Origin of the sequence: Mogibacterium neglectum (assembly GCF_030644205.1) — a bacterium.
In the GTDB taxonomy this organism is placed as follows: Bacteria; Bacillota; Clostridia; order Peptostreptococcales; family Anaerovoracaceae; genus Mogibacterium; species Mogibacterium neglectum.
On sequence record NZ_CP128647.1, the window covers coordinates 1,525,222 to 1,536,740 of the forward strand.

Consider the following 11,519-nt stretch of genomic DNA (forward strand, 5'->3'; position numbering starts at 1 on the left):
TCTTGCTGCTCTCGCTATTGTAAGTTCTTTTATTTCATAACTGTTATTGGCAAAGTTGCTAGACCCTTTTTAAGTTCTTTTCGTATGCTACTTCTTTCATAGCTCCCTAATGGAGATGCCATATGCGAAAGGTCGACTGGGTATTTGTCATCTTGATATATTTTATTTAAAGTTTCATCTGCATTTTTATAAGTTTTTTTCGATACGTCTGGTTTTATCAGATTATTCGCATTTGATTGTAATCTATCTCCTTTATATACTGGATATATTATCGCATTTGCGACCTCGTGATTTATCTTATCTCTATTATTCCCGTATTTCTTTCTCGCATTCTTCTCTACCTCTTTGAGATATTGTATGAATGCCTTCTTTTCCTCCGCATTCATTCCTGTATTTACTAGGAATGGGTCTTTTTTAGATGACTTAGATTTGGTATATGATTTCGCACTGCTGCTAGTTGCCGCTTTATATGTTCTATTAGTTTTTACAGCATTACTCTGTATGCTTCTTCTGGTCCTTTTTGCACGATTTTGTGGTGCTATGCTGTTTGCGGTGCTTTCCTGCACTGGATTTTTCCTGTATACAAAGCGAATTATCGGTTTGTTTATATTACTTATATCCTTTTGTACACCAATTAAGCTGTAGTTTAGTATATCTGCTTTATCTATCCTATAGCTATATCCAGTTATTCCTTTTAGATTTGTAGCTTGCTTTATAGGGGTTCCTTGTTCATCTATATACTCTATCCTTATATGCTGGTTAACCTTTGTTTCTAGTTTTGCCTGCAAGCTGCTACCGAATAGGGCATACCTTACTGCCATTGAATAATTAAATGAATTACCATATCTTGGTGGCGCAGGAGAATAGAATGTATAGTTAAAAGCGGACAGGAATCCAGCTCCAAGGTAACCTCCTCTTGGCAGATCCCTAGCACCATTTAGTCCTACTGTCCCAGGTGTAGCATCATAGATGATATCGTTATCCTTTACAAGGTTAGATGTGCTTGGTATTAGTTCAGCTAGATTTGCAAGGTCAGTAGATACACCTTGTGCTGTATCTATATCTGAAGATATGAAGCTCAGTACTACTTGATTCATCCATAGTACCGTGCTTTACTATTTTGTAGTTAATAGAAATGTTATTGGCATTGTTATATAATACTGATATAGAGTTTCCGATAGCATTAGGAAAGAACTGCTCTCCTGAGAAACCAATTCCTCTAATGCTTCCGTGCCTATTTAATCCAGAGTTGGCTTCCCAATCGTCTTTATCTGAATCTTCAATCTCCCAGATTAAATCTAGGTCTATTCCTGATTTTGTCTTTCCAACATAAGTTATTCTTCCTGATGATCCGTTATCTGTGCTGAACATTTTAACTGGAACACTAGGTCTTTCAGATCCAAAATTAGAGCTGGAATTCAGATGCCCAACCTCCCTGTCCGATATGAGCTCAACTTCTGTTTTATCCGTCCATCTTAGACCTTCTTCAGTTAGGAAGTTGTCCTCCGTAAGATTCTCTCCTATCAAATCAATTTTGATATTCTTAAAATAGTCAGGACCACGAGTACCCTCATTAAAGTCACCAGAAACATTCACACCACTTATGCTGGGTGTGTTATCTGCTGTTTGTTCTGTTTCTTCTGATAAGCTTCCGTTTGCTGCTGATGAATCACCAAGTTCGGCATAGTCTGCTGCCATAACGATTGGTGTGATATTAAATAAAATAATGCAGACTAAAATAACAATAGATGAAATCTTCTTTATCATGATACACACTTCTCCAATTTTTATTAGATATAAAAATTGTATAAATTTTATATCTATAATTGTATTTTAGCAAGTACTATATGGAACATATTGCACTTCATATTCTCAGTCACCTCTATTCAAACGCCTAGAATAAAATAGTAGAAAGTGTGAGGTTTCGGCAAGTTCAAGGTTTGCGCTGTAACAAATTAATGAAAGCGAGAATTGTCTCAGCGCATCAAGTTTCGCAGCTTTCATATAATTCGTCAAGCAAACGAGACTCTTTGCCGAGGCTCACGCTTCACTTTTTTATTGAAACATCATTGACAGCGAATCATCCGCAAAGAACGTATTCGCATTATAAAGGAACAGCACATCGGTTATCCCCTCCGATGCAATAAGATCATCGACATTATCAAAGTAATATCTCGGATCCACAACCACAATCTCGCGGTAATGCTGCGCCAGCATCGGAATCACACTGTTCGCATACGAGTCCTTAATCAGGAGCAGCCTCCTGTTAGACTCTGTCGGAGTCTTGACCGTGTACATCGGATGGTTGCTGCCTCCAAATACCGTATACGCATCCTTCTTATCTAGGTTCTTAAGCTGATAGAACTTAGTGGTCTTCTTCTTAGTGTCACCATAATAGATGACCGACGGTTTTGCCGCTTTCTTATTTTTAGGTAAATTTATCTTGATACTATCGTATCTTCCGCCTGTAAATCCACTCTTCGAGTACATCGTTCCCGCAAAGTCGTTCTTAACAACCTTACTCTCAAACTCCATCGGCATACCTGCACCTAGTGCTGGTACAATAGCCTTGTACGCGAGGTAAGCGCCATCGCTCGTCCAGTGGTGGTCAGTCCTGTAATAAAGCTGTACATCTTCTTTCTTCTTATTGAAAGTCTTCCTTACATCTATAGTTTTAATTCCTGAAGCCCTGATATTCTGGTAAAAATCATCCATCATCTTGTTCTGATCCGCCAGTCTGACAGTTATCGGTAGCTTGTCGGACATGATATTCCCTGCATTTGGAGCGAGGAGGAATGTCATACTTAGCTTAGGATACTTGGTCTTGAAATTCTTGAGCGCAGTTTCAACAGAGCTAATTGTCTTCTGATCTGGAGTCACTATATCCTCGATCAGGTATCCATCACGAGCTCTATACACCCCGTTAGCCTTGAGTTTCCCTTCAGTCACATCAACAGCCGACTTAACCTTGATAAAAGACCCCCGCAGAAGGAACTGGTCGTCCACGTAGCTTTCCATCTTGGATTCTAATCTACCGCCAAAATAGTTCGAAACAGATATGCTCGGAAACTCCTGCAGCATGCGGTTTTCAGAAGATGAGAATGACTTGTCTGGAACTATGAGATTTATAAGAAATACAGCCGCAAGGACAAACACAAATATGACACCAGTATACGCTGCCATTTTGTTCTCCGAACTTTGCTCTAGTTCGGCCTTTATTTCATTTCTAAAACGGTTAATCTTCTTCAAAACTTACTCCTCTACGCTAGAATCTGAAGTACAGGAACGGATTGTATGAACCATATACTAGATATGCGACAGAAACAATGAGTACTGCGAACACCAGCGCAGTTCCTACCGCTGGTTTCTTCTTATATAGCTCTCTGAATTTCTCAATTGGATATGGTGTTGCCACGCACGCAGAGGCAGTCAGAATGATGAAATTCGTTCTTATGTAGTACAGTGCTGTAACATTTATGAACGAAACCTTACCTAGTCCAAACATGACAGCGAGATACGATAGCGCCTTGCTGATATCTGTGATGCTGAAAAACACCCAGCTTATCATAACTATGACGATCGCATATACGTGCCTAAACCAGTTTGGCGCCTTCTCGAGATATTTACCATACACATACTTTTCGAGTATCAGCAGCACTCCGAAATATGCGCCCCAGAGCACGAAGTTCCAGCTCGCACCATGCCATAGACCAGTCAGCGACCACACTATGAGCAGATTTAAAATGTGTCTGTGCACCTTTACTCTGTTTCCGCCGAGCGGAATGTACACGTACTCACGGAACCAAGTAGATAGCGACATGTGCCATCTGCGCCAGAAATCCGTGATAGTCGATGCAATATACGGATAGTTGAAGTTCTCGTCAAACACGAAGCCGAACATCTTACCGAGACCTATCGCCATGTCGGAATATCCGCTAAAGTCAAAGTATATTTGTAAGGTATAAGCCACAATTCCAATCCAGTACAGTACCACCGAGACCTGACCATGTGGCAGACTCGAAATTTCTGTATAGAGCGAACCGAGTGCGTTGGCAAGAATTACCTTCTTGCCCAGTCCGAGTATAAATCTCGACGAGCCCTCACCAAACTTAACAAGGCTAGTCTCGCGATTGTCTATCTGAAGTTCAACATCCCTGTACTTAACGATTGGTCCAGCGATGAGCTGTGGGAAGAACGATAGGTATAGCGAGAACTTGAGCAAGCTATACTGCGGTGTAACCTTTCCCTTGTACACATCAAATACATAAGACATCGCCTGGAATGTGTAGAACGAAATTCCGATTGGCAGTGCGAGTGAAGTGTAGTGAATGTGCCATCCTGTAATCGATGTAATGGTATCCATAAGAAACCCGAAATACTTGAAGAATCCGAGTATCAGAAGGTCCACAACCACCGTAAACAGCAGGTTTCTCCTGCCGGTTCCCCCATACTTCTGCTCGTTATGAATTTGAATAGCCATGAAGTAGTTGAAGAACGCGCTATACAGCATCAAGAATAGGTATACTGGTTCTCCCCAGCTGTAAAAGAACAAGCTGGCAACGAGCAGCACAATATTGCGCTTTCCCGTCTGCTCCTTCGGAATCAGATAGTATACGAGCATCGTAATCGGGAGGAAATAGAATATGAAGATAATACTGCTAAATAACACTTAATAGTACCTCCTCATATTTATCTGGATCCTTGGCAACTCCATAGAATACGTACTTGCCCCTAGAAGTCACGATTGCATTCTTAAGCTCCTTGACCTGCTCAGGCCCATAATTGTCAAATGCCTCTATCTGGCTTGTGATACGCTTTTCTACAGCATCTTTGACAGCTTTAACATCAGACTTGTTCTTGACCTTGATGACGAGAACCTCATCAACAGATAGAGCCTCCTTGCTCTTGTAATACAGAACGGCCTCATAATTATTAGCATCTAGCCTTATGAACTGCACGAGGTCACGAGGCTTCTGCTTCTGTAGCTTCTCTATATTAGTCTTCTTGATAAGCTGTGCATCTATCTTATCCATGGAGACATCCTTTGCATTTTCGCGGCTATACACGATAGCGAGAAATGCAAACAAGATAACGAGAAGTACACATTTTAAGATTCTACCATATCTTATAATATCTCTGCGTGATTTACTATTCATCTACAGTTCTGCCTCCTCAATCATCCTATCTAGCCAGTACGGATAATACGCAGCTTGAGCGTGAATGCCATCACCAGCGTATAGCTCTGGATGCTTCTGCAGAATATCTGCAGTTGGAATATATACGTACTTATTCTTATTGCACATCTTCTTGATTGCGCTGTTAAATTTCTTATAATTGCTAATCGACTTATTCTTAGCCATCGCTGAATCAGTAGGTGCCGAAATACCGCACACACAAATCTTCGTCTTAGGCGAAGCCTTGTGAAAAGCCTTTAACCTTGCTGCGTACTTCTTGATAAAGGCTTTTTCGTCACCTCTATAATTACCCATGTCGTTCATTCCAAATGCGAAGAACGCAGTACTTGGATAAGTTCCCGCAGCACTCGAGAATAGGTCATCTCCAGTCATTACACTTGAACCAATCTTGCTAAATACCTGATCATCGCTCAGCCAGCCATATACACTTAGTCCCTCAGTTACCGAGTCACCGACAACGATGCTACCCTTGAACTTGCTCATATATCTAGCCTTATTGCTCTGACCATTTGCAGACACCTCTCCGCCTAGTGCCGAAACAGCCTCTTCAACGCTAGTTACAGAGCTCTTCTGTAGCGCCTCAACGCTCTTCTTATTCCTCTCAATATCATCCTTTCCTACTGGAACCTTGCGGTTGAACTTCAGTAGGTTGAATAAAAAAACGACAAGAAAAAGCAGCAAGATGATACTTGCCACTTTATTCTTATCCATGTCTTTGATGTATTCTTTTGCTACATTTGTAGCTTGCTTATTATTTTTAACTCTAGCCATATTCCCCCTTCTAGGTAAAATCCTCAGACTATATAGTACCATCTATACCGCCTTTTTGTGGCTATTTTTTAATCTAACTCATGAATTTTTTATGCCCTTTTGAGCATGTGATAGAACAGAGTTCCGTACTTATTTACAATCTCTATTACCATGAATCCCATCGCAATTCCTAGGCAGTTCAGGACCAGCTGCTTGCCCTCACTTGCGGTCTCCTTAGGCATATCCATTACCATAGCGTACATTACGAAGTAAAGGTTGTTTCCCGGTACTAAAGGAAATGCGCATACACTCTGGAATATTGTTGCAGGAGCTTTGTTAACTCTAGCCATAACCTGCGCATAGCCCGCTACAAATATAGCACTGACAAGTGTCGCCAGAAAGTAATTGTGGAGAATTTCATCGGAAATCACGTACATTCCCCATGTGCAGAATGCTCCAATTCCGCAGAAAAGCACCTGCTTCCCTCTAACGTTAAACCATAGACCGAAGCCCACACAGGCAGCGGTACACGAAATGAATTGTATTATGATACTTGGATTTAATTCGGTCATCTTAGAACACCCCCTTGAATAATAGAATTGCTGAAGCTATTCCGAAGGCGATTCCTGCCGCTCCGATTATAGCGTTTGAAATATTAAGTATTCCAGCAAGTGTATCCTTGTGAAGTAGGTCGCTGATTCCATTCGTAAACCCAAGCGCACTTACGAGGAGCATTACTACACCAACTGTGATGTTTCCTGACTTTTCCGCAAAGCCTACATATACGGAAAGGATAATGAATACCTCTGTGATAAAGGACTGAATGAAGTTGGAAATCAGAGGATTACTCTCTGTCTTCGCTAATTTCCTGCCTAGGAAAACAATGATTATCGAAGATATTGCAGCGATAATCGCATCCCTAACTCCGCAGTTGAAGAACACGCCGAATCCTGTTCCTCCGAGGATTCCTGCCAGATACTCTAGGCATGCGGGCTGAGGTTTTCTATCCAGAACCTCTTGTAGCATGTTTGCAACCTCATCTGGGCTTGGTTTCTGACGACATACGCGTCTTGATAAATTGTTGAGATAGTCGAGCTTATCAAAGTTCGATGAAGTAGAAGGTATATGTCTAATCTGCGTTATGATATCGCCCTCCGCTGTCTCAACTGTTGCCTGAATGTTACTGTAGATAACCCAGATATCTGCATGCATGAAGCCGTAGCTCTTGCACATTCTGTACATACTGTCTTCAACTCTACTCACCTCAGCGCCTGCGCGAAGCATCTCTCTGCCTATGTTCAGAATTTCCTTAAGAATCCTCTTGTAATCCATTTCTTTCCTTTCCTAAAAATATTATTTAAACGCCTTGAATAGCGTCCATAAACGCTGGTATGAGCTGTTTCTTTCTCGATAGCAACCCGTCTATCTTAAACCCTCCATCTGTCGGAACTGCCAATGGAAATGCACTCATTATCATCTCTCGGGCATGTTCCCCAGCATAAAGCATCTCTGACGAGGAATGTTTGATATCGGTAAGCAGAAAGAATACCATTGATACTTTGTTCTTGCCACACTCATGCTCCATGAGCGGAAGAAGCATCTCTTTTATATTGCTAAGCTCCCCTTCGTTCATCGAGCTTATCTGTCCAACACCGAAGCTTGAGCTTCCGAATGTGAACTTCTTATAATCCTGATAGAAAATCTCCTCTGCCGACTTATCCTTGAGATCCGAGCCTGCTTCGAACATCTCTGTGGCAAATGATTCTATGTCAATACCCGCAATTAACGCTAGTGCACCAGCAGCCATCTTATCCTGTGTCGTGCATGTCGGCGACCTGAACATAAGTGTGTCAGAAACGATTGCCGCACAGAGTAGCCCTGCAATGTGCTTAGGTACATCGATGCCTCGCTCTATATACATCTGGTACAGAATTGTCGCCGTACAACCTACTGGCTGCAGGTTAAAGAATATCGGTTGAAGTGTCTGGATAGTCCCTAATCTGTGGTGGTCCACAATCTCAAGGATGTCCGCATCATCGATATTATCCACTGCCTGTGATTTCTCATTATGGTCTACGAGAATGACTTGTTTCTTTCTGATATTTAGAAGATTACGCCTCGAAACTGTTCCGATGTAGCGACCTTTGCTGTCTGTAACAGGGAACGCTCGATGCCTAGTAGCTCCCATCTCAGCCTTCACACTGTCCGTATAATCATCCAGTTTAAAGCCCTCGATACCGTCTGATGTCATAAATGCTTCTAGAGGGACGCTCTTGTTGATTTCTCTTGAAACTGAGAACGTGTCTAAATCAGTTTCAATGATGACCGCCTTCTTATCCTTGGCAAGATCCGCGACTTCCTTAGAGGCTTTCGCACCAAGACATAGGATGATACATCCTGCACCTGCCTCAAGTGCCCCAATCTGATTTTCCTTGCGGTCAACAAGAATCACTAAATCATGCTCCTGAACTACGCCTTGCATCCTCTCGACCAGTGCCGCTCCTACAAGGACCTTTCCCTTTTCAAAATGGCGTTCTCCATCGCCGACTACAATCTGTCCGTCAATCGTAGTTGCAATATCGCTGAACCTAGGTGATGTGCTTGAGAGGAAAGCACTGCTCTCTGCATCCATGAACGTACGTGCGATATCACCCTTTGTAATAAGTCCGATAACCTTATCTGACTCAGTTATCGGTTGGGTTACCGCCTCGCTTTTGCCCATGATGCTCCAAGCTTCCTTGATTGTCATCTCCTTAGGAACTCCAGGAGTATGCCTAATCTCCATATCCCTAACCTGAGTGGCGACATTGTCCACGTATTCAGGCACCTTAACACCGAATCTCTGTAGCACAAACTCAGTCTCACCGTTAATTTCACCAGCACGGCGAGCGACATAATTATTGGTATTCGTAATTCGATTCTTAATCTCAGTGTAACCAATCGCTGAGCAAATAGAATCGGTGTCGGGATTCTTATGTCCAATTATTATTATCTTCTTATCGGATTCCACGAGCACCTCCGGATATCTTAAAAATTGGGAACGCCACACTCGTAGGAGTGCGGCGAATCTTCGAATATAGCAGTTCGAAATGCTCCGATACCTGCATATGAAGGCATTACTACTTAATTGTAATAGTCTTGATTATCTGATCTTCGTTAGGTTTATCCATCATGTTGCGTGGAACAGAAACGATGCGGTCTGCTTCGTCCATGCCTTCTGTAACCTTGCCAAAGGCAGCATATTGTCCATCCAGATGCGGTGCATCCTCAACCATGATGAAGAACTGTGAGCCAGCTGAGTTAGGATTCATCGATCTAGCCATAGAGAGAACTCCTCTAGTGTGCTTGAGGTCATTCCTGAATCCGTTAGATGAGAACTCGCCTGGAATGCTGTATCCAGGACCACCCATACCAGTTCCATCTGGGCATCCACCCTGAATCATGAAGCCTGGAATAACTCTGTGGAAAATAAGGCCATCATAGAAGCCCTTCTCACAAAGTTCTATGAAATTTTCAACTGACTTAGGTGCGATATCCTCGTAGAGCTCACCGCTCATTGTTGCACCATTTTCCATCTCAATTACGAAATGTTTCATCTATATCTCCTTCATTTTTGTACAAAAATCAAATGCTAATTTGTTCAACTTTATTAATTTTACATCATGCGTATGTTCGCCGCAAGATACAATAAGCTTTATTTAAAAATAATCACTCTTTAGCTTTTTTCAGTACTTCTCATCTAAAAAATGAGATTAATTAGGCCAAGTACGAAACCGATTAGCGCACCCAGATTAACGATAGTAGTGAGCTCCTTCGCCATCACCTCCATGACCATGTCTTCAAGTTGCTCAACTTCCATATCCTCGATCTTCGACCTGACCATACCAGCGATATCCATTTTAGTTATAAGCTCTGGAACCACAGCTTTGATAGTCTTCCTATAAATATCTCTTACCTTCTCTCTCAGCTCCTCGTCGCTCACACCACTACCTGTTATAATATCGTAAACGTTATCGCCACGCAGCTTCTCCATACTACGGCTAACCTCAGGTGCTAAGAATTTGTAACAGTGGTCATCTACATATCTTCCGATATTGTCTGAAATCGAATCAAGAATACCGTCTATCATCTCCGGATTTATGAACATACCAAGCATCGAACCGCCGAGTTGCTCGCCGATTATCTGACCGCCCTTCACCTTGATGATATCTGCAAAATTGATGTTCTTAATCGCATCCACCATTCGAAGAGTGACCGCATAGTCGAGGTTTGTCGTAATCATCTCATATTCCTCTTCAGAGGACGAAATCGCTCTAAAACCACTATCTATATCTGATTTCAGCAACTTCATGATTCGTTCAGCTACAGCTGCTTCTGTATCTTCATTAAGTGCCTTGCTCTCGATATCTTCGCTCGTGACGAGATGATTCGATATAACATCTCCTACAGCCTTTGCAAGCCTAGTCTTTCCCTTTGGAATAGCTCCAGGTGTCAGCGGCACCTTGTGACCGAAGATGTATTTCTCACGGCGCGGTCTGAACAGCATCTTGACCGCAATATAATTGGTACAATATCCTATAAGTGCTCCGATTAGCGGAGCAGCGATATATTTAAACATCATTAAAACCTCCATTGCATACGAACGAAATTATATCACTAACTGGACGTAGTTTGCATAATAATGTAAGATATTTCAGTGATTTATTGCAATATATTTTAGTGATTTGACTTTGTAAGTTTCGGTATAAAGCACGGGGGTTCGAGTCCCCTGCGAGTATATGATTAATCAATTTTCAAGAAGTGAATTAATATATGGAAAAGACGCAATCGAGACCCTGAAAGGCTGCCGAGTTACGGTATTTGGCGTCGGCGGCGTCGGTGGTTACGTAGTGGAGGCGCTCGCTAGAGCTGGTGTGGGTGCTCTCGATATCATCGATAACGATGATGTCAGCCTGACAAATATAAATAGGCAGATAATCGCCACCCATGATACTATCGGCGAAAGCAAGGTAGCAGTGTGCGAGGAGCGAATTAAGCAGCTCAATCCCGACTGCGAGGTGCGAGGACGCCAAATGTTCTACTTGCCTGAAACTGCGGAGCATTTTGACTTCACCGAGTACGACTATGTTGTGGATGCCGTCGACACTGTATCAGCAAAGCTCGACATCATCGAGAGATGTAAAGACATGAGAGTTCCGATAATTTCCTGCATGGGGTGTGGAAACCGTGTTGACCCTACGAAGCTAGCCATTATGGACATCGCAAAGACATCTATGGATCCGCTTGCCAAGGTTATACGAAAAGGGCTCAAAGATAGGCAAATTAAAGGTGTAAAGGTTCTCTGCTCCACCGAGGAGCCTATCGTGCCAATCATCCCGGAGGGCGGAGAGGCTGAAGGCAAAGGAACTGCCGGCAGAGTGGCTCCTGGTTCAACTCCATTTGTCCCTGCTGCTGCAGGGCTTGTAATAGCTAGTGAAGTCGTGAAGGATCTCACGGGCTTCGATTCACAAAAACGAACAAAAGGTGGACGCTAGGTCCACCTTTTGTGTTGCAGTAATATCTTGTGTGTTGTGA

12 protein-coding genes are annotated in these 11,519 nt (G+C 42.6%); 1 reads left to right on the forward strand and 11 read right to left on the reverse strand.

Annotation, left to right across the window (positions count from 1 at the left end):
- Nucleotides 1-29 precede the first annotated feature (29 nt).
- The 11 genes from QU661_RS07080 to QU661_RS07130 all read right to left on the reverse strand — a co-directional run bounded on the left by QU661_RS07080 (nt 30) and on the right by QU661_RS07130 (nt 10,566).
- Nucleotides 30-1,097, reverse strand: coding sequence for a MucBP domain-containing protein (locus tag QU661_RS07080; protein ID WP_304989544.1), 1,068 nt, complete (start codon nt 1,095-1,097; stop codon nt 30-32).
- The gene (locus QU661_RS07085) at nt 1,033-1,767 is read right to left on the reverse strand and encodes a hypothetical protein (protein ID WP_304989545.1); all 735 of its coding nucleotides are present in this window, start codon (nt 1,765-1,767) and stop codon (nt 1,033-1,035) included. The genes QU661_RS07080 and QU661_RS07085 overlap by 65 nt, the downstream gene beginning before the upstream one ends.
- 288 nt (nt 1,768-2,055) lie before the next feature.
- The gene (locus QU661_RS07090; protein WP_304989546.1) at nt 2,056-3,249 is read right to left on the reverse strand and encodes a DHHW family protein; all 1,194 of its coding nucleotides are present in this window, start codon (nt 3,247-3,249) and stop codon (nt 2,056-2,058) included.
- A 16-nt stretch (nt 3,250-3,265) separates the two neighbouring features.
- Nucleotides 3,266-4,669 (reverse strand): MBOAT family O-acyltransferase, encoded by a 1,404-nt coding sequence (locus QU661_RS07095; RefSeq protein WP_304989547.1) that lies wholly within the window; start codon nt 4,667-4,669, stop codon nt 3,266-3,268.
- Nucleotides 4,659-5,156 (reverse strand): DUF4358 domain-containing protein, encoded by a 498-nt coding sequence (locus QU661_RS07100; RefSeq protein ID WP_304989548.1) that lies wholly within the window; start codon nt 5,154-5,156, stop codon nt 4,659-4,661. The genes QU661_RS07095 and QU661_RS07100 overlap by 11 nt, the downstream gene beginning before the upstream one ends.
- Nucleotides 5,157-5,966: an SGNH/GDSL hydrolase family protein gene (locus QU661_RS07105; RefSeq protein WP_304989549.1), complete on the reverse strand. Its 810-nt coding sequence runs from the start codon at nt 5,964-5,966 to the stop codon at nt 5,157-5,159. It lies immediately after the preceding gene.
- 89 nt (nt 5,967-6,055) lie between these two features.
- Nucleotides 6,056-6,517: a threonine/serine exporter family protein gene (locus QU661_RS07110; protein WP_304989550.1), complete on the reverse strand. Its 462-nt coding sequence runs from the start codon at nt 6,515-6,517 to the stop codon at nt 6,056-6,058.
- A gap of 1 nt (nt 6,518) precedes the next feature.
- Complete coding sequence (locus tag QU661_RS07115) at nt 6,519-7,277, reverse strand: threonine/serine exporter family protein (RefSeq protein ID WP_304989551.1); 759 nt, start codon at nt 7,275-7,277, stop codon at nt 6,519-6,521.
- Nucleotides 7,278-7,302: 25 nt separating this feature from the next.
- Nucleotides 7,303-8,955: a putative manganese-dependent inorganic diphosphatase gene (locus QU661_RS07120; RefSeq protein WP_304989552.1), complete on the reverse strand. Its 1,653-nt coding sequence runs from the start codon at nt 8,953-8,955 to the stop codon at nt 7,303-7,305.
- A gap of 109 nt (nt 8,956-9,064) precedes the next feature.
- Nucleotides 9,065-9,541: a peptidylprolyl isomerase gene (locus QU661_RS07125; protein ID WP_304989553.1), complete on the reverse strand. Its 477-nt coding sequence runs from the start codon at nt 9,539-9,541 to the stop codon at nt 9,065-9,067.
- A 143-nt stretch (nt 9,542-9,684) separates the two neighbouring features.
- A complete protein-coding gene (locus QU661_RS07130; protein ID WP_304989554.1) occupies nt 9,685-10,566 on the reverse strand; it encodes a DUF445 domain-containing protein in 882 nt (293 codons plus the stop codon).
- 157 nt (nt 10,567-10,723) lie between these two features.
- On the opposite strand from QU661_RS07130, the gene QU661_RS07135 reads away from it, so the two are divergent.
- Entirely contained in the window at nt 10,724-11,479 is a 756-nt protein-coding gene (locus tag QU661_RS07135; protein ID WP_304989555.1) for a tRNA threonylcarbamoyladenosine dehydratase, read from the forward strand.
- Nucleotides 11,480-11,519 lie beyond the last annotated feature (40 nt).

Excerpts from the sequence above, each read along its gene's own strand:
- QU661_RS07100 (WP_304989548.1), bottom strand. The coding sequence starts at position 5,156 with ATGAATAGTAAATCACGCAGAGATATTATAAGATATGGTAGAATCTTA.
- QU661_RS07130 (WP_304989554.1), bottom strand. The coding sequence starts at position 10,566 with ATGATGTTTAAATATATCGCTGCTCCGCTAATCGGAGCACTTATAGGA.
- QU661_RS07080 (WP_304989544.1), bottom strand. The coding sequence starts at position 1,097 with ATGAATCAAGTAGTACTGAGCTTCATATCTTCAGATATAGATACAGCA.
- QU661_RS07125 (WP_304989553.1), bottom strand. The coding sequence starts at position 9,541 with ATGAAACATTTCGTAATTGAGATGGAAAATGGTGCAACAATGAGCGGT.
- QU661_RS07135 (WP_304989555.1), top strand. The coding sequence starts at position 10,724 with ATGATTAATCAATTTTCAAGAAGTGAATTAATATATGGAAAAGACGCA.
- QU661_RS07105 (WP_304989549.1), bottom strand. The coding sequence starts at position 5,966 with ATGGCTAGAGTTAAAAATAATAAGCAAGCTACAAATGTAGCAAAAGAA.
- QU661_RS07115 (WP_304989551.1), bottom strand. The coding sequence starts at position 7,277 with ATGGATTACAAGAGGATTCTTAAGGAAATTCTGAACATAGGCAGAGAG.
- QU661_RS07110 (WP_304989550.1), bottom strand. The coding sequence starts at position 6,517 with ATGACCGAATTAAATCCAAGTATCATAATACAATTCATTTCGTGTACC.
- QU661_RS07085 (WP_304989545.1), bottom strand. The coding sequence starts at position 1,767 with ATGATAAAGAAGATTTCATCTATTGTTATTTTAGTCTGCATTATTTTA.